This window comes from Rhodococcus sp. ACS1 (assembly GCF_002300155.1).
In the GTDB taxonomy this organism is placed as follows: domain Bacteria; phylum Actinomycetota; class Actinomycetes; order Mycobacteriales; family Mycobacteriaceae; genus Rhodococcus_F; species Rhodococcus_F koreensis.
Map to the genome: position 1 here is coordinate 68,836 of NZ_NSDZ01000009.1, position 17,624 is coordinate 86,459.

The window sequence follows — 17,624 nt, forward strand, 5'->3', positions numbered from 1 at the left end:
TTCTCCGCCCCGAGTCACGGGTGCGGTCAGCCCCGGACCGGGTACTGCTGGTCGAGCGCGACGTTCAGCTCGAGCACGTTCACGGTGGGTTCCCCGAGGAAGCCGAGGCCCCGGCCGCTCGTGTTGTCGTCGACGACCGCCCGGACCTGGTCGACGGGGATTGCGCGGGCCGCAGCCACCCGGGCGACCTGCAGGTCCGCGTAGGCCGGCGAGATGTGCGGGTCCAGGCCACTGCCGCTGGCGGTGACCGCGTCCGCCGGAACCTGCGGGTTCGCCGGGGCATCTCCGCGGATCGGGACGATCTGGCCGATCGCATAGTCCTCACCGAACACGGCGCATTCCACCTGCACCCCCTCGTACGCCCTGAGGAACGGAGTGACCGGGGTGGCCGGGTCGGCGGAGCACGGTTCGTTGACGCTGACCACCGTGGTCGGGTGCACGACGTTTCCGCGTGCGTCCCGCGGGCCGATCACCGACAGCACCGCGCCGACCCCGCCGGGGGTGCAGAACGGGCGGGAGCCGTCGACGCCCTCGAGCTGTCCGACCGATTGGCTTCGCGAGCACACCGTGGTGAGCAGGCTCGCCGTGAAACCCGCATCGGCGGAGTCCATTCCGGCCCCGATCAGCGCCGGATCGGCCGGGGTGTCCACAATGCTCTCCGGGCCGAGGTTGCTCGCGCTCGTCGACGTCGGGTCGTAGCCATCGCCCGCCGCGGACGGCCGGCTCTGGAAGTACCGCGCGAGGGGATTGCCATCGGCGTCGGTGAACAGTTGACCGATCAGCGTGCTACCGACGGCCTGCCCGTTCACCTCGACGATCGACCCCTCGGCCTTCTCGTGCAGGCTCGGGCCCAAGGCCACCGCCCAGACCGCAAGCGGGTACGCGATGCCGGTGATGACGGTCAGCACGAGCAGCGCCCGCACCGCCGCCAGGTGCTGCCGAATCCAACTGGAGATACGCATGTCAGGACATCCCGGGGAGGAATTGGACGATCAGGTCGATGAGCTTGATCCCGACGAACGGCGCGATGATGCCGCCGAGGCCGTAGACGTAGAGGTTGCGGCTGAGCAGCTTCGAGGCGCTGCTCGGTGTGTATTTCACCCCGCGCAGCGACAGCGGGATCAGGGCGACGATGATGATCGCGTTGAAGATGACCGCGGACAGGATCGCCGATTGCGGGCTGTGCAAGCGCATCACGTTGAGCAGGTCCAGGCCCGGGAACACCGCCACGAACATTGCGGGGATGATCGCGAAGTACTTGGCGATGTCGTTGGCGATCGAGAACGTCGTCAGGGCGCCGCGGGTGATGAGCAGCTGTTTGCCGATCTCCACGATCTCGATGAGCTTGGTCGGGTCCGAGTCGAGGTCGACCATGTTGCCGGCCTCTTTCGCCGCCGACGTCCCGGTGTTCATGGCAACACCGACGTCGGCCTGCGCGAGCGCGGGCGCGTCGTTGGTGCCGTCACCGGTCATCGCGACGAGCTTGCCGCCCTCCTGCTCACGCTTGATCAGCGCGAGCTTGTCCTCCGGCATTGCCTCGGCCAGGAAGTCGTCCACACCGGCCTCGTCGGCGATCGCCTTGGCGGTGAGCGGATTGTCACCGGTGATCATCACGGTACGGATCCCCATCCGGCGCATCTCGTCGAAACGTTGCCGCATGCCCTGCTTGACGACGTCTTTGAGATGGATCACGCCCAGCACCGTGGCCCGCCCGTCCACGACCTCGCCGACCACCAGGGGGGTGCCGCCGGCCGCGGAGATGCCGTCGACCAGCTGCCCGAGCTGCGCGGGAACCTCGCCGCCTTGGCGGCGGACCCAATCCGCGACCGCGGTGGCGGCGCCCTTACGCAGTTGGTGACCGCCGTCGAGGTCGACGCCGGACATCCTTGTCTGCGCTGTGAATTCGACCCAGGTGGCGTGCGCGAGTTCACCCGGCGTGCGTTCGCGCAGCCCGTACGCCGCCTTGGCGTACACCACGATCGAGCGGCCCTCGGGGGTTTCGTCGGCGAGGCTGGAGAGCTGCGCGGCGTCGGCGAGCCGCTCCTCGGACACCCCCGACACCGGGAGGAACTGCGACGCTTGCCTGTTGCCCAGGGTGATGGTGCCGGTCTTGTCCAGCAGCAGGGTGTTCACGTCGCCGGCCGCCTCGACCGCACGCCCGGACATCGCCAGCACGTTGCGCTGCACGAGACGGTCCATCCCGGCGATCCCGATGGCCGAGAGCAACGCCCCGATCGTGGTCGGGATGAGGCAGACCAGCAGCGAGACCATGACGATGCCGGTGACGCCGTGTGCGTCCAGCGCGGAGGTGTCCGGGACACCGGGATTGTTCGCCTTGGAGTAGATGGCCAGCGGCTGCAGCGTCGCGACGGCGAACACGAAGATGATCGTCAACGCGGCCAGCAGGATGTTGAGGGCGATCTCGTTCGGGGTCTTCTGCCGGTTGGCGCCCTCGACGAGCGCGATCATCCGGTCGATGAAGCTCTCCCCCGGTTTCTGGGTGATCTTGACGACGATCCGGTCCGAGAGCACCTGGGTGCCGCCGGTGACCGCGGACCGGTCGCCGCCGGACTCGCGGATGACCGGGGCGGATTCGCCGGTGATCGCCGATTCGTCCACCGAGGCAATGCCTTCGACGACGTCACCGTCGCCGGGGATGGTCTGGCCGGCCTCGACGACGACGAAGTCGCCCTGCTGAAGCGCCGGCGCGGCCACCTGCTCCTCGGTGACGACGGCGCCAGGTTGCCAGCCGGTGAGCCGGCGCGCGAGCATGTCGGTCTTGGCCTTGCGGAGTGTGTCGGCCTGGGCCTTGCCGCGGCCCTCGGCGACCGCCTCGGCGAGGTTGGCGAAGATCACCGTCAGCCAGAGCCAGAACACGATCGCCCAGGCGAACCATGAGGGATCGATGATGGCCAGCACGGTGGCCCAGACCGCGCCGACCTCGACGATGAACATCACCGGGTTGCGCCACAGGGTGCGCGGGTCGATTTTGCGGACCGCGTCCGGCAACGACCGCAGGAGCATCTTCGGGTCCAGGAGGCCGCCCTGCACCCGATCTCCCGTGGCCGGCTGCGACGGTCCGGCGGACGCCGCGATGGTCGTGGTGGACATCAGTGGATTCCTTCTGCCAAGGGTCCGAGCGCGAGCGCGGGGAGGAAGGTGAGGGCGACCAGGATCAGAGTTACCCCAGCGACCATGCCGACGAACTGGGGCCGGTGGGTCGGTAGGGTGCCGATCGACTCCGGGGTGGTGCCCTGCTTGGCGAGTGAACCGGCCAGGGCCAGCACGAAGATCATAGGCAGGAACCGGCCGAAGACCATGGCCAGGCCGAGTGCGGTGTTGTACCAGGTGGTGTTGACGGTGATGCCGGCGAAGGCGGAGCCGTTGTTGTTGGCGGCCGAGGTGAAGGCGTAGAGGACCTCGGACAGTCCATGTGGACCGGTGTTGAGCATGCCGGCCCGCTGCCCCGGAAGCGCCATCGCGACCGCGGTGCCGACCAGGACGATCAGTGGGGTGACGAGGAAATACGATGCAGCAAGCTTGATTTCGCGTGGCGTGATCTTCTTCCCCAAATACTCCGGGGTGCGGCCGACCATCAGCCCGGCAACGAACACCGTGATGACCGCGAGGATGAGCATCCCGTACAGACCCGACCCGACACCGCCGGGGGCGACCTCACCGAGCTGCATGTTGAACAGCGCCATCATGCCGCCCAGGCTGGTGTACGAGTCGTGGAAGGAATTGACGGCACCGGTCGAGGTCAGCGTGGTCGAGGCCGCCCAGGTCGCCGAGTCGGCGACACCGAACCGCTGCTCCACCCCCTCCATCGACGCGCCGATCGCGGTCGGCACCGTGCCGTGATGCTGCAACTGGACGAAGCTCATGATCGTCACGCTCACGATGGCGAGGGTCGCCATGACGGCGGCGATCGCGTACCCCTGCTTTTTGCTGCCCACCATCCGGCCGAACGTGCGGGGCAGTGAGAAGCTGATCGCCAGCAGCAGGAAGTTCTCCACCCAGTTCGTCCAGGTGGTGGGGTTCTCGAATGGGTGCGCAGAGTTGGCGTTGTAGAACCCGCCGCCGTTGGTGCCGAGTTCCTTGATCGCCTCCTGGCTGGCCACCGGGCCGCCGGTGATGGTCTGTGTGGTCCCGGCGAGCGTGTCGGCGATCTGGGTGTGGAGATGGAAGTTCTGGATCACCCCGCCGGCGACCAGCACGACCGCGGCCACGAACGCGATCGGCAGCAGGATGCGGAGGGTTCCGCGGACCAGGTCCACCCAGAAGTTGCCGAGATTACCGGTGCGCCGGCGGACGAATCCGCGGACCAGGGCCATCGCGACGGCCATGCCCACGGCGGCCGAGACGAAGTTCTGCACCCCGAGGCCGGCCATCTGCACGAGGTGTCCCATGGTGGATTCACCCGAGTACGCCTGCCAGTTGGTGTTGGTCACGAAGCTGACCGCGGTGTTCCACGCCAGCGGCGCGGTCATCTCGGTGGCGGGATCGGGCAGGTGCAGTGGCAGGTGTTGTTGCAGCAGCGCGAATCCGAACAGGAACAGGATACTCACCGCGGAGAACGCCAGCACGCTGCGGGCGTAGACCGGCCAGGCCTGCTCCCCGTGGGGGTCGGCGCCGATCAGTCGGTAGATGCCCCGCTCCGCGCGGGAATGCTTGGTGCCGCTGTAGACCCGGTACATGTAGTCGCCCAGCGGTTTGTGCACCAGGACCAGGGCGAGCACGAGCGACCCGGTGAACAAGATTCCCGCCGCAGTGGTACTCACTAGAACCTCTCGGGGAAGAGCAGTGCCGCGATCAGGAACACGGCGAGAAGCACGACCAGGACCAGACCGACAGCGTTGTCGACGTTCACAACCGCTCTACCGCCCGCTGGATCACGCCGAGCAGGGCGAAGATCGCCACGGTCAGCAGGATGAACACCAGAACAGTCATCTCTCGTTTCCTTCGCTGAAAGCCCCGCCGGGTCGGCGATCCGAATCGGCCACGGCTTCCTCCTCGGCGGGGTGGCGGGGCGTTTTCCACGGTGAACCTGTCGCGGGTTCAGTGGACAGTCAACTCCGGCGCGGGTCGGATTCGAGGTTCGTTGACGGATCCTTAGCGCCCACCGCAGGGTCTTGACGTTGCGTTGACGAGTGCGCGCCCTGGCTGCATGCACCCTTGCTGTGCAATCGGCCCGATGCGACCGATTTCGCGGCGCTTCGGGGCACCGCGGGGTTTCTCGGGTGGCGGGCCATTCGCCGTTGGGGATCCCGATATCGGGTCGACTTCGAGCAGCAGCACCGGTATCCGGGGGTCCGGCTGCGCACCCGACTGCGAGTGGGGCCGCGAACACGTGGAGGAGGTCGAGGAGCAGAGCGCCCCGCGCCACTGGGGTGCGGGGCGGCCTGTCAGGTGACCCCGGCGCCGACCGCGCTCACCCCGTCACGCGCGCAGGCTCGGATCCCGGTGGGCGGGGTCGATGCGGAGCGCGATCTGGCACACCATCGCATCGCTGTGCTTGCGTAGCGCGCGTGCGATCTCGTCGGCCCGCTGGGTGGGCAGGAGGCGATGCCAGGTGACGGCCGGTTCGATGGTCGCCAGGATCACGGACACCCGGGGGGTGAAGTGGGTGCGGACATATCGTGCGAGCGAGACACCGACCGAGTTGTCGGTGTCCTCGATCAGAATCAGCTCGGTGTAGGGGTACCGGGCCTGCCACTGCCGGGTGAACTCGGTGGTGGATTCGCCGGGGTGGCAGACACGGATCGCGACCGGCGCCGGCGTCATCGTCACGGCCGCGGACAATGCCATCCGGCTCAGTTCCGTCACCCCGGACACCGGGACCAACACGGTGGTCGGCGATCCGATGACGCGTGGGTCCATGCGGTCGGGGCCGAGGGTGAGTCGCTCACCGATGTGCTCGTAGGCGGTGCGGACCCGCTCCATTCCGGCCACCAGCAAGGGTAGGGCGATGACGATCAGCCACGCGCCCTCGGTGAACTTCATTGCCGCCGTCACCAGCGCCGCGACGGCGGTCAGCAGTGCGCCGGTGCCGTTGAGGGCGGCTCGCCATGTCCACCCGGGTGTGCGTTCGGCACACCAGTGCCGCACCATTCCGATCTGCGCCAGGGTGAATCCGACGAACACGCCGATGGCGAAGAGCGGGACGAGGGCGTTCATGTTTCCGCCGGATCCGATCAACAGCACCCCGGCGGCGATCCCCAGTGTCAGTACCCCGTACCGATACACCTCCCGTGAACTCTTGCGGGCGAAGCGGTGCGGTAAGACGTTGTCGTCGGCGAGGATCCGCATCAGCGTCGGCAGGCCGCCGTACGAGGTGTTCGCCGCCAGCGCCAGCAGCACGACCGTCGCGAACTGGACGACGTAGTAGCCGACCCCGTCGCCGAGCGACGCCGCGGTGAGCTGGGAGAGCACGGTGGTACCGAGGACCGGGGCGAGTGAGAACTTCTCGATCAACACGGCCAGCCCGATCAGCATCGTCCCGAGAAGCACACCCAGTGCCACTTCGGCGCGCTGAGCATTCACCACCCGGGGCGTCTTGAAGCTCGGGACGGCGTTCGCGATCGCCTCCACACCCGTCAGCGCGGCGCACCCACTCGAGAAAGCCTTGAGCAACAGCAGGATGCCGATCGTCTGGGCGTGGCCGGGGACGACACCGCCCCCGACGGTGCTCGCCGGTTCCGAGCGGAGGAGGCCGGCGACGATGACGGTGAAGATGCCCGCGACGAACACGACCGTCGGGATCATGAACGCGCGCGCCGAATCCGCGATGCCCCGCAGATTCAGGGCAGTGATACCGGCCAGGATCACCAGCGCGATCCACACGGTGTAGGGCAACAGAGCGGGAAAGGCCGACGTCAGTGCAGCCACGCCGGCGGCGATCGACACCGCGACGTTGAGAACGTAGTCGACGATCAGCGACGCCGCCGCGGTCAGGCTCGACCGCCGCCCCAGTCGCGTGCGCGCCACCGCGTAGGCGCCCCCTCCGCCGGGGAACGCTGCGATCACCTGACGGTAGGACGCAACCAGTACGGCCAGCAGTGCGGCGATGGCGAGAGTGACCGGGAGGGCGAAACCCAGACCCGCCCCGCCGGCCACCGCCAGCACCAGGACGATGGCCTCGGGCCCGTAGGACACCGAGGCCATCGCATCGAGGGAGAGCCCCGCCAACCCGGTAGCGACGGAGAGTTCCCTCTTTCCGTCACCGCGGGGACGAACGGTCTGCGACGACGCCACACCCCGGTGGCCGATCATGACTGCGTGTCTCACACGATCAGCCTCCGGATGCCGGCGAGCGCAGAGTAGGGGTTTGATACCTTCTTGACGCGTCCGGGCCGAGTCCTTACGAACTCGTGCGGCGCACGGATCATTACCTCCGGGTCGATTGGTGCTGCCGCCCAGAAGAACTCACATCCCGCGGTGGCCACGCCGTGACGGGCCCACGAGGGGCGGGGCGGGTGTTGAGGTAGCGGATCATCAGGGCGGCCCCGAGAAACGATCCGAGGAGCAAGAAGGTGATCAACAGATTACCCACGACGAGGCTTCCCTTCACACAATGGCGTCACACAATGGCGTCGAACAGAACCAGGCCAGCGTCGTCCGCCGGTGGCCGCGTGAGAAGACACCCGGCACATTCTTCGCGAGATCCATACGCGCACAACCCGGCGAAAGGCGTGGCGGGCCACCTGTCAGGACTCGAGGCAGGCAGGTGCCGGACTGTACCGCGCCACACCGAGTCAGGATTGCCGCTCGTGTGCGAGGTCGACGAGTCGATGCGCCAGCGGCGGGTCGAGCTGGAAGGTTCGGATCAGGTCACCGGCGTTGATCCCGGATCGGGCTTCAAGCCACGCCACCCAGTCATTTCGTCCGTGACCGCACGAATGCCGTCGTCTCCCGTTGACGTCAGGCGGACCAGCACGTTCTGCTTGCGCTGCAGGTGTGTAAAGAGATGGTGGCCACCCCTCATGGTCATCGGATCACCCGCAATGCCAAGGACGTCCGGTTCCTCGACATATAGAGGCGCATTAAGACGCTGCCCCAGCTCGCTGCCCCGGCTGCCAGACTGACCGCGACGGTCAGTCTGGCGGCCAGACTCGACGCGGCCGACAAGCGTGTTCGGTCGATCTTCCCCGAATCTCGACACCGTGTCCGACTGTTCGCTAGGGGAGCCGCGCTACCAGTGAGAACATTTGCGCGGAAATCAAGGGAGAGCCGGGCCTCGGCGGCGCTCACTCGATTTCGTCCGGTTCGGGTCGGTTGCCTCGTTTTCGGACGGAACGCGTGGCGGCGGATCGCGCCCTTACACGTCGATTCGCGAACCCATGATCACCGTGCGCCCGCCCGGCAGGCCGAAGTACTCGGCAGCGTCGGCGGTGATGTGGGAGGTGGCGATGAACAGTCGCTTGCGCCATGTTGCCATCGTCGGTGCCGTCCCCATGGTCAGTTCGATCTTCGACAGGAAGTAGGAGGCGTCATCGATCGCGATCGGGCCCTCGGTGTCGGCGGGGTCGAGCAGTCGCAGCGCGCCGGGGATGTTCGGTGTTTCCATGTACCCGAAGTGCGCGGTCACGTGGACGATCCCGTCTTTGGCGTAGCCGAGACTGTCGACCTCCGTGCGCTGCGCGTCGGGTATGCGGGGCACCGGCAACGTGTCGATGGACATGATCACCACGTGTTGGTGCAGCACGCGATTGTGCTCGACATTGGCGCGCATCGCCAACGGCGCGGTCTGTTTACCGCGGTTGAGGAACACCGCGGTGCCCGGGACCCGCAACAGCGGCGGCCGGGTAGCGCGCAGCTGGTCGACGAATGCGCGCAGCGGTCCTTCCGCCTGCTCCCGCGCGCGGGTGACTATTTTGCGCCCGCGCTGCCAGGTGGTCATCACGGTGAACGCGATGAGCCCGATCAGCAGTGGCAGCCAGGCCCCGTGCACCAGTTTGGTCAGGTTCGCCGCCAGGAATAGCAGGTCAACTGCTAGCAAGGCGCCGCCGCCGGCCACGAGGAGCCACAGCGGTGTGCCCCACTTGGTACGGGCGATGTAGAAGAACACCAGCGTCGTGATGGTGATCGTCGCGGTCACCGCCATTCCGAACGCGTACGCTAACGCCGCCGAACTGCGGAAGGCGAAGACCAGCGTAAGTACCGACACCATCAGCACCCAGTTGATCCACGGGACGTAGATCTGCCCGATCGTCGACTCCGAGGTGTGTGCCACCCGCAGTCTCGGCAGGTAACCGAGTTGGGCGGCTTGTGAGGCCACCGAGTAGGCGCCGGTGATCACCGCTTGAGAGGCAATCACCGTCGCCGCGGTGGCCAGCAACACCATCGGCCACCGTGCCCAGCCGGGGGCCAGCAGGAAGAACGGGCTGCTCACGGCACTCTGGTCACCGAGAAGCAGTGCCCCCTGGCCGAGGTAGCTCAGCACGCACGCCGGCAGGACGAGCCCGAGCCAACCGCGGGTGATCGCCCGCCGGCCGAAATGCCCCATGTCTGCATAAAGTGCCTCGGCGCCGGTGACCGCAAGCACGACCGCGGCCAGCGCGAAGAACGCGATCCCGAAATGCCCGAACATGAAGGACACGGCATAGGTGGGCGAGAGCGCTTTGAGGATTTCCGGGTGCGCGGCGATGCCGCCGACGCCGCAGGCCCCGATCGAGACGAACCAGACGATCATCACCGGCCCGAACAGCCGGCCGACCGCCGCCGTGCCGCGGCGCTGCACGGAGAACAACCCCACGATGATCACCGCCGTGATCGGCACGATCCACTCTTCCAACCCCGGCTCGACGACCTTCAGGCCCTCCACCGAGGACAGCACCGAGATCGCCGGTGTGATCATGCTGTCGCCGAAGAACAGTGCGGCACCGAAGATGCCGAGCCCGGCCAGCACCGCCGCGGCGCGGCGGCCCCCCGTGCCCCCGAGGCGTCGCAGCAGCGTGATGAGCGCCATGATCCCGCCCTCGCCGTCGTTGTCGGCGCGCATCACCAACAGCACGTAGGTCAGGGTGACGATGAGCATCACCGACCAGAAAATGAGCGACACGACCCCGTACACGTTGTTCGTGCTGATCGGCACGGGGTGCGGGTCGGCCGGGTTGAACACCGTCTGGATGGTGTAAATCGGGCTGGTTCCGATGTCGCCGAACACCACACCGAGTGCGCCGACCACGACGGCGGCCCGCACCGATTCTCGACCGCCCACCGCGCGACTCGGCGGACTGACTCCGGGCTCTGTGGGCACGGCGCGCTCCTCATTTTTCGGATCCGCATCCCATCCTGCCGCGGCGCGACGGCGACGGGACCCAAACCGTGGGAGGTGATGCAGCCCGGTCCGACCGCGGGTGTGCGTCGGTCGTCTTCATCGCCATGGCGGAGGTCGTGTCACGGACTGAGTCGGATCAGGTTGCCGCCCGCCCGTGGGCGGTGTCCCCTACGATCGGGTTCCGGTCATACCGGGGTTGTGCAGTCCCGCCGCGGGGTCCGCGGTGATCTGATCGGTGACGGTGTCGTAGTCGTAGAGTTCGGCGTAGCGGCCCCAGTCGACGGCGGTGTCGAGTTGCTGGTGGGCGTCGTCTGCGGAGAATCCGCGGCGCAGCAGGTCGAGGAAGAATCCGGCCTTGAGATTGCCGTCGGCGCTGCCGGCGAGCGCCGTGCGGATGGTGCGGACCAGGGGTGCGCGGCGCCGGGCCTGAACGGCGAAGAGCTGTTTGCTGTGTTGGATGTCGGCGGTGGTGAACCGCGCGCCGGTGTCGGTGAGGGAGAGCTCACCGCCGCCGACGGTGATCAGGTCGAGCATGGCGGCCGCGTCGACCAACGGGAGGAGGTCGTCGATTTCGAAGTTCAACTCGGCGGCAATGTCGGGAAGTCCGATGTGACCGCCTCGGGCGTAGACGATCTCGACGAGACCCGCGAGTCCGCCGACCGACGCGGCGGGCAGCGGGTGCGCGGTGGGGGTGGCCTCGGTGGGTTCCGGCCCGGCCCGGTCGGGTGCGCGGCCGGTGAGCAGCCCGTAGAGCTGGTCGACCAACGCCTCGAACGCTGCCGCGCGGCGGTCGCGGGGGCGGGGAAGGTCGACCGAGACCTCGGCGAGGATCCGGCCGGGGTTGGCGCCGAGCACGATCACGCGGTCGGCGAGTTGGACGGCTTCCTCGATGTTGTGGGTGACAATGCAGATGGCCTTGGTGGGAAAGCCCTCGGTGGCCCACAGGCTCACCAGTTCGGTGCGCAGGTTCTCGGCGGTGAGGACGTCGAGGGCGGAGAACGGTTCGTCCATCAGCAGCAGGTCGGGTTCGAGGACGAGAGTGCGGGCGAACCCGACACGCTGGCGCATGCCGCCGGACAGTTCCTTCGGGTAGGCGGATTCGAAGCCGTCGAGACCGATCATGTCGATCGCGGCGAGTGCACGTTCGCGCCGCTCTGTTTTGGGCACGTTGCGGGCGGCGAGGCCGAGCTCGACGTTGTCCTGCACGGTGAGCCACGGCATCAGCGCGAAGGACTGGAACACCAGCGCCGCCCCCGGGTTGGCGCCGCCCAGTTCGGTGCCGCGGTACCGGACGGTGCCACTGGTCGGTGCGATCAGGCCGGCGATGGCGCGCAGCAGGGTGGACTTGCCGGATCCGGACCGACCGAGGAGGGCCACGATTTCACCGGATCGCAGCTGCAGGTCGATGTTGTCGAGGACGCGCAGCTCGTCGCCGGCGGATCCGGGGAAGCTCTTGCTGACCGCGGCGACGTCGATGAGCACGCTGTCGGCGGCGATGGAGTCGATCACCATGGGAATCTCCTGGTCTTCGTAGGTTCGGTCAGAGCGCGTAGCGGCGCTGCGCGAGGTCGTAGAGGCGCCGCCAGAACAGGCGGTTGAGGCCCACGACGTAGAAGCTCATGACGACGACGCCGACGAGAATTCTCGGCGCGTCACCGTCGCGGGTTGCCTCCGCGATGTAGGCGCCCAGACCGGTCGCGACCAGGGTGGTCGAACCGTAGGTGACCACCTCGGCGACAATTGAGGCGTTCCAGGCGCCGCCGGCGGCGGTGATGCCGCCGGTGACGTAGCTGGGGAAGATCGCGGGCAGGATCAGCCTGCGCCACCACAGCTTCCGGGGCAGCTGCAGATTCGCCGCGGCCTCCCGCAGATCGTTGGGCACGGCGCTGGCGCCGGCGATGACGTTGAACAGGATGTACCACTGGGCGCCCAGGCTCATCAGGATGATGCCGCCCCAGTTCAGGCTGATGCCGGTCGAGACCAGTACGGCGGTCGCGACCGGGAACAGGAAGTTCGCCGGGAAACTGGCCAGTACCTGCACCACCGGCTGGGCCAGCCGGGACACTCTCGGGTTCAATCCGATCCACACCCCGATCGGCACCCACACGATCGTCGCCATCACGACCAGGACCACCACGCGGCCGAAGGTCACCAGCCCCAAACCCAGTGCGTGCCCGACCTCGCCGAAGCCGACGGTCGAGGAGATGTAACCGACCGCGCGGGCGACCCCGTACCCGATGACCGCGATCACCGCGCCGGCGAACACCAGGTCACCGGCACGCCGACGCCGCAGTGAGATCCGCAGCGGATGCTCGGCGAGCCCGAACACCCACATGATCCGATCCAGCGGTGCGACGACCCGGCCGAGCGCCCGGCCCAGCAGGGCGGGAACGTGCGAGCGCCGCAGCACATTGAGCACCAGGCTGCGGGGTGCCTCACTGGCCTCGGACTCCTCGACCCGGAAGCGTTCGGCCCACGCGGTCAACGGGCGCCAGAACAGCACGTTGACCCCGACCACCATGACCACCATGACCACCATGACCGCCATCGCGAGGACGACCTTGCCCAGGTCGCCCTCATCGGTGGCAGAGGCGACATAGGAGCCGATCCCGGGCAGGGCGTAATGGTGGTTGTTGACCGACAGTGCCTCGGAGGCGACGAGGAAGAACCAGCCGCCGCCGAAACTCATCATCCCGTTCCATACCAGCGGGATCATGCCGCTGGGCACATCGACCCGCCAAAACCGCTGCCAGCGTGACAATCTCAGATTCCGGGCCGCCTCGTCGAGTTCCCGCGGCTGCGACGAGAGGCTGTGGTAGAACGCGAAGGTCATGTTCCAGGCCTGCGAGGTGAAGATCGCGAAGATCGACGCGCACTCCAGGCCCAGCTGGGAGCCGGGGAACAGGGCGATGAACCCGGTGATGGTCACCGACAAGAATCCGAGGATCGGCACCGACTGCAGGATGTCGAGGACCGGGAGCATCACCTTCCGCGCGCGCCGCGAGCGGGCCGCGGCGGTGGCGTAGACGAAGGTGAACACCAGCGAGAGCCCCAATGCGATGAACATGCGCAGTAGCGACCGGGCGGCGTAATACGGCAGCTCGGCCGGGTCGGTGGAGACCGTCGACGGTGCGGTGGTCTCGTCGAACGGGACGTTCAACCCGGAGGACACCTCGATGATCAGCCACAACAGCACCGCGGCACCGAGGAACACCGCGACGTCGGCCCAACGGGCGCGGGGCCGGTCGAGGACGTCGCGGGTCGGGTAGGAACGCAGCACGTTCATGCGTCGGCCCCAATTTCTCCTGGTCGGTTGCTGCGGATCTGCCAGCGCACACGGGTCACCGACGGTTCGAGGCTGAGCCGGCTGACCGCGGACTCCATCGGCCGGTCGTCCCGCTAGTCGCCGAGCAGGTCCGCCCGCACCTCGACGCGTCCCTCGGTCGCGGTGAGGTGAAAGAGGTTGATGCCATGGGGATTCCAGACCATGTGTCGGCTCCTGAGTCGCGGTGGACACCGCGACCGGGCCAGGACTAGCTGAGCGCGGTGGGTGCTATACCCGCGCGGGTGCCGGCCGTCGGCGCGATGCGGTGGGGGCTATCGGTAGATGCGGACTATGACTGCCGTCACTCATCGACAACCTCCCTTCGCTCGGCCGAGCGCCGCAAGAGAGGACCGGCACCGGACGCCGGAGGCACCTCTCCTCGTAAGACCTTTGGCACTTCGCGGCGTCACCCAACCATCGGTCGGGAGCCAATCGGGGCGACCCCTTAAGCCGGGGAAGCCTGTCCTGACCCGGGGCGTCTCTCGACGTTCGGGGTCGCTGGCCTGTATCCGCGAAGGAGCCTCAGCGAACGATGGCACCTTGCATGGCACAGTAAACACCCCGACCGGATACCCGCGCAACCGCGGATTCGCTGAACGCGCCGACATCGGCTGTGTGAGAACAGTGTCGGTGTGCTCGGCCGACGCCACCACGCGGGCACTGTTCGCGGTGCCGGCAGGGCCCGATCCGTGTGCTGACCGTCACCCGTGGTTGGCTGCGCCGAGTGTCGGGGGTTTTCGCCTGCGCTCCGGGCCACCCGGATCCTCGGCACGCGGCGGCCGCACCGTCCCGTCGGCGAGTCGATCTTCGCGGTGCCGCTCGTGCGCGAGGTCGACGAGTCGATGCGCGAGCCCCGGGGCCAGCTGGAAGGTGCGGATCAGGTGGCCGGCGTCGTATCCGGACCGGGCTTCGGACCACGCCAGCCACAATAACGGGATCTGGTCGTCGGGTTGGTCACGCAACTCCGCGGGCAGGCGTTCTCGTAGGTCCGGGTAGGAATCCGCGGCCGGTGACGCCGCGCCACGGGGCGACGCGTGTCGCGGCCACCACCAGATACGAGTCATGAGCAACCCGCTCCCTCCTCGAATGCCCACCTTCGGTGGCGGTCCGTACCAGGTGCGGTGCGGACCCAACTCCACACCTACCCCTGAGGCGTCCTGCTAACGCTTGTCTTAGCGATCCCTTGACACCGAGTCCGCCGAAACCGACGCGCTCTTGACGCACCCACCACCCAGGATCGCGTCCGGAGCCCACCCGCTCCGGCCCTGTGAGAGGGTGCCGGAAACGGGACGCCCGGGCCGGTGGGACCGGGCCCTGTCAGGGGGCGCCGCTCCCACCGGGGGTGCCGCCCATCCCCATCGCGATCTGCACCGTGACGAGCACGATCCAGGCCACCGCGACGGCCAGGAGCCAGAACCACGGCTTTCTCAACCACCGCTTCATCACGCGCCCTCCTCCGTTCGGCCCGGCTACAACCACCTGTTACGGGAGAAGATGCGATACAGGAATACCGACACCGCGGCGATCACCGCCAACACCATCGGATATCCGTACTTCCAATGCAGTTCGGGCATGAAGTCGAAGTTCATGCCGTACACGCCCACCACGCTGGTGATCACGGCGATGATCGCGGCCCACGCGGTGATCTTGCGCATGTCGCTGTTCTGCTGCACCGCCACGGTGGCCAACGTCGCGTCCACCAGGGTGGTCAGCAGGACGTCGAAGTTCGCGATCCGGTCGGTCACGGTGCTCAGGTGATCGTCGACGTCGCGGAAATGCGAGCGCACCTTCTTCGGCACCGCCGGGGTCGTCACGGCGGCCAGTCGGTGCATCGGTGCGGCGAGTGGCAGTACCGCCCGGCGCATTTCGATGATCTCCCGCTTCATCAGGTACAACGGTTCCACCCCGATCGGGGTGGCCGGATCGAAGACCATCGATTCGAGGACGTCGAGATCGGTCTCCACGGACCGGGTGACCGCGAGGTAGTCGTCGACGATGTGATCGGCGATCGCGTGCAGCACCACCGCCGGCCCGAGCGCGAGCCGCTCGGGGTCGGCCTCGAGCCAGGCCCGCAGATGATGCAGCGCCGAGTGCTGCCCGTGCCGGACGGTGACGACGAAGTCCGCGCCGAGAAAGGCCATGATCTCGCCGGTCTCGACGATCTCGTTGGCCGTGGTCGGTGACTCGTGCTCGACGTAGTGCACCGTCTTGAGCACCGCGAACAGGGTGTCGTCGTAACGCTCGATCTTCGGCCGCTGGTGCGCCTCCAGGGCGTCCTCCACAGCCAGCTCGTGCAACCCGAACGTCTCGGCGACATCCCTGAGCTGCTCGGTACCGGGCTCGTAGAGGCCGAGCCACACGAACCCGGCGCCGCGGGCCCGCACCTCGGCATACGCGTCGGTGTGGCTGAACCGGCCGGGGAGCCGTACCCCGTCGACATAGACCGCGCAGTTCACGACCGTCGGCGAGGTCAGGCGTGCCGAATCGGGTGACTGGCCGGTCTCGAACGCGGGGGCCGGTGTCGCCGCCGCATCGACGGCGGCCGCGGTGTCGGCCACCGTGGTGTCGGCGGATGCGACGTGCGCCTCCCACTCCGCCCGGATCCGGTTCTCGAGATCCGGATCTGCCGGACCGCCGCGGTGGAACACCTCCCGCCGGGTGCGGTCGGCCCGATCCGGGTCGGGGACCCGTGTCCAGTGCGGACCGGTCCAGCCGCAGCCGCATTGACCGCGCCAGCCCACCACCTCCGCCTCGGGGATGCGGTCTCCGCCCGGCAACAGCACCTCGCCGCGGTTGAATCCGATCGAGCCGCGTCCATCGGGCGCGACGGCGACCGCCCGGCCCTCGTGCGCACCGTCGTCGGTGGTCCAACCCATATCAGGCCCCTGTCAGCGGTGGGTAGTCGGAACAGTCGGTGGGTGGTCGGGACGGTAGCAGGGTGCGGGGTGGACTGTGGGGATGCCCCGACACCCGGTGTCAGGGGATGCGACGGTTCAGGGCGAGACCGGTGCCGGCGGCGGCGGAGACGAACAGGGAGCCGGCGACCAACCAGGTCCGGCTGGCGTCGCCGCGGGTGATCTCGTACCCGATCTGCTCCTGCAAAGTGTCGTAGACCGAGCGGAGCTCGTCCAGACTGGAGGCGGTGAAGAACGACCCGCCGCCGAGCCGGGCGATCTCCCGCAGCCCGTCGTCGTCGACCGGGACCGGGATGCGTTCGTTCTCGATGGCGACGGTGCCGTGGCGGGTGCCGAAGGAAATGGTGGAGACCGGCACCCCCTTGTCGTGGGCCAGCCGGGCCGCGGTGTACCCGCCGCGCGGATCGTCGGGGCTCTCGGGAACGGTCTGTTTGCCGTCGGACATCAACACGATGTGCGCGGGCGGGGCTTGATCGCTGCCGCCGAGGACGGCGGCCAGGGTGTCGATGGACCCCAGGGCGGCGAAGATGCCCTCGCCGGGCGCGGTCCGCTCGCTCAGCTGCAGATGGTCGATCGCCCGCTTGACGGCTTCCCGCCCGGTGGTGGGCGCGACCAGGACCGAGGCGGTGCCGGAGAAGGCCACCAGCCCGAGGTTGATCCCCGGGGTCAGGTCGTCGGCGAAGGCCTTGGCGGCCTCCTGCGCCACCGCGATCCGGGACGGTGTCACATCGGTGGCCTGCATCGACAGGGACACGTCGATCACCAGGACGACGATGGCCCGGTTGCGGGGGACCTTCTGGGCGGCGGTGGGCCCGGCCAACGCGACCGCCAGCAGCAGCAGCCCGACCACCATCAACGCGACCGGGAGGTGCCGTTTCGGGCCGGGGCGGTGCGGTGCGACCTTCTCGAGGAGCGCGAGGTTGGTGAACCGCAGGGTGTTGCGGTGCCGCCACCGCTGCACCAGCACGTACCCGGCCGCGACCGCGACCGCGACCGCGGCGAACAGCAGCCACCACGGCGAACGGAACTCGGGGAACGTCACCGCTACACCGCCGTCGCGGCGGCGGACCAGGATTCGGCCCGGTCACCGCGGCTGCCGGCCGCG

At 68.1% G+C, this 17,624-nt stretch carries 12 protein-coding genes, 1 pseudogene and 1 riboswitch; all 13 genes and pseudogenes read right to left on the reverse strand.

Features of this window, described 5'->3' with window-relative positions:
- Positions 1 to 26: 26 nt before the first annotated feature.
- Positions 27 to 962, reverse strand: coding sequence for a potassium-transporting ATPase subunit C (locus CJ179_RS37755; RefSeq protein ID WP_095864893.1), 936 nt, complete (start codon positions 960 to 962; stop codon positions 27 to 29).
- A gap of 1 nt (position 963) precedes the next feature.
- On the reverse strand, positions 964 to 3,111 hold the full coding sequence (gene kdpB / locus CJ179_RS37760) for a potassium-transporting ATPase subunit KdpB (RefSeq protein WP_095864894.1): 2,148 nt from the start codon (positions 3,109 to 3,111) through the stop codon (positions 964 to 966).
- The gene (kdpA, locus tag CJ179_RS37765) at positions 3,111 to 4,781 is read right to left on the reverse strand and encodes a potassium-transporting ATPase subunit KdpA (RefSeq protein ID WP_095864895.1); all 1,671 of its coding nucleotides are present in this window, start codon (positions 4,779 to 4,781) and stop codon (positions 3,111 to 3,113) included. The genes kdpB and kdpA overlap by 1 nt, the downstream gene beginning before the upstream one ends.
- Positions 4,781 to 4,870: a K(+)-transporting ATPase subunit F gene (gene kdpF / locus CJ179_RS53375; protein ID WP_143548986.1), complete on the reverse strand. Its 90-nt coding sequence runs from the start codon at positions 4,868 to 4,870 to the stop codon at positions 4,781 to 4,783. Before kdpF ends, kdpA begins: the two co-directional genes overlap by 1 nt.
- A gap of 569 nt (positions 4,871 to 5,439) precedes the next feature.
- Entirely contained in the window at positions 5,440 to 7,272 is a 1,833-nt protein-coding gene (locus CJ179_RS37775; RefSeq protein ID WP_095864896.1) for an APC family permease, read from the reverse strand.
- 1,045 nt (positions 7,273 to 8,317) lie between these two features.
- Positions 8,318 to 10,219, reverse strand: coding sequence for a potassium transporter Kup (locus tag CJ179_RS37780; protein ID WP_179377822.1), 1,902 nt, complete (start codon positions 10,217 to 10,219; stop codon positions 8,318 to 8,320).
- Positions 10,220 to 10,447: 228 nt separating this feature from the next.
- Positions 10,448 to 11,791: a nitrate/sulfonate/bicarbonate ABC transporter ATP-binding protein gene (locus CJ179_RS37785; RefSeq protein WP_095864898.1), complete on the reverse strand. Its 1,344-nt coding sequence runs from the start codon at positions 11,789 to 11,791 to the stop codon at positions 10,448 to 10,450.
- A 28-nt stretch (positions 11,792 to 11,819) separates the two neighbouring features.
- Complete coding sequence (locus CJ179_RS37790; protein ID WP_095864899.1) at positions 11,820 to 13,565, reverse strand: ABC transporter permease subunit; 1,746 nt, start codon at positions 13,563 to 13,565, stop codon at positions 11,820 to 11,822.
- Positions 13,562 to 13,669 (reverse strand): annotated as a pseudogene (locus CJ179_RS54225) (hypothetical protein); the annotation flags it as partial. The gene CJ179_RS37790 and the pseudogene CJ179_RS54225, both read right to left, overlap by 4 nt.
- A 302-nt stretch (positions 13,670 to 13,971) precedes the next feature.
- Positions 13,972 to 14,145: riboswitch (M-box (ykoK) riboswitch) on the reverse strand.
- Positions 14,146 to 14,305: 160 nt separating this feature from the next.
- On the reverse strand, positions 14,306 to 14,668 hold the full coding sequence (locus CJ179_RS37800) for a hypothetical protein (RefSeq protein WP_095864900.1): 363 nt from the start codon (positions 14,666 to 14,668) through the stop codon (positions 14,306 to 14,308).
- A 253-nt stretch (positions 14,669 to 14,921) separates the two neighbouring features.
- Positions 14,922 to 15,047: a hypothetical protein gene (locus tag CJ179_RS53380; protein ID WP_257015998.1), complete on the reverse strand. Its 126-nt coding sequence runs from the start codon at positions 15,045 to 15,047 to the stop codon at positions 14,922 to 14,924.
- A gap of 26 nt (positions 15,048 to 15,073) precedes the next feature.
- A complete protein-coding gene (locus tag CJ179_RS37805) occupies positions 15,074 to 16,162 on the reverse strand; it encodes a magnesium and cobalt transport protein CorA (RefSeq protein WP_373560185.1) in 1,089 nt (362 codons plus the stop codon).
- A 418-nt stretch (positions 16,163 to 16,580) separates the two neighbouring features.
- Positions 16,581 to 17,561, reverse strand: a complete 981-nt coding sequence (locus CJ179_RS37810) for a VWA domain-containing protein (RefSeq protein ID WP_095864902.1) — start codon at positions 17,559 to 17,561, stop codon at positions 16,581 to 16,583.
- Between the last annotated feature and the right edge of the window lie 63 nt (positions 17,562 to 17,624).